Here is a 1,192-nt window from a genome sequence, read left to right on the forward strand (position 1 = left end):
GGCGCTGCGACCGAGGTGATCGCCGTGTCCTGCGGCGTGGCGCAATGCCAGGAAACCCTGCGCACCGCCATGGCCATCGGCGCCGACCGCGCCATCCATGTGCTGACCGACGTCGAACTCCAGCCCCTGGCCGTGGCCAAGCTGCTGAAAGCTTTGGTCGACAAGGAACAGCCCGGCCTGGTCATCCTGGGCAAGCAGGCCATCGATGACGACGCGAATCAGACGGGTCAAATGCTCGCGGCCTTGGCAAAGCTGCCCCAGGCCACTTTCGCCTCCAAGGTCGAAGTCGCTGGTGAAAAAGTCCATGTGACGCGTGAAATCGACGGCGGCCTGGAAACTCTGGCCCTGTCCATGCCTGCCGTGATCACCACCGACCTGCGCCTGAACGAGCCGCGTTACGTGACGCTGCCCAACATCATGAAGGCCAAGAAGAAGCAGCTGGACACCGTCACGCCTGAAGAGCTGGGTGTAGAGGTCACGCCGCGCCTCAAGACCCTCAAGGTCGCCGAGCCCGCCAAGCGCGGCGCCGGTGTCAAGGTGGCCGATGTGGCCGCCCTGGTGGAAAAACTGAAGAACGAAGCAAAGGTGATCTGAATGTCGGTACTTGTGATTGCAGAACACGATAACGCGTCCATCAAGGCGGCGACGCTCAACACCTTCAGGGCCGCGGTGGAAATCAGCATGTTTGACGACGGGCAGGTGCATTTATTGGTCGCCGGCCACCACTGCGGTGCCGCTGCCCAGGCCGCCGCTCAGATCGCCGGCGTCACCAAGGTGATCCACGCCGACGGCGAAAGCCTGGCCCACGGCCTGGCCGAGAATGTAGCCGCACAGGTGCTGGCACTCCAGGGCAATGGTGCCGGTAACTACAGCCACATCCTGTTTCCGGCTACGGCAAGCGGCAAGAATGTGGCGCCGCGCGTGGCCGCCCAACTCGACGTAGCCCAGATCAGCGACATCACCAAGGTGATCGCCGCCGACACTTTCGAGCGCCCGATCTACGCCGGCAACGCCATTGCCACCGTGCAAGCGCTGGATGCCATCCGCGTCATCACCGTGCGGACCACCGGCTTTGACGCCGCCGCCACCACCGGCGGTTCGGCCGCCGTGGAAACCATCGCCGCCGCGGCCGATGCCGGCAAGAGCAGCTTCGTGGGCAGCGAGATCGCCAAGAACGACCGCCCCGAACTCA

The 1,192-nt window shown here is 64.4% G+C and carries 1 protein-coding gene and 1 pseudogene; both read left to right on the forward strand.

Features of this window, described 5'->3' with window-relative positions:
- A partial coding sequence (locus RR928_RS08555; RefSeq protein ID WP_332548654.1) for an electron transfer flavoprotein subunit beta/FixA family protein occupies positions 1-594 on the forward strand: 594 nt, incomplete at its 5' end.
- A pseudogene (locus tag RR928_RS08560) lies at positions 595-1,192 on the forward strand (electron transfer flavoprotein subunit alpha/FixB family protein); the annotation flags it as partial. It lies immediately after the preceding gene.

The organism is Comamonas sp., assembly GCF_036666375.1.
Taxonomy (GTDB): domain Bacteria; phylum Pseudomonadota; class Gammaproteobacteria; order Burkholderiales; family Burkholderiaceae_C; genus Comamonas.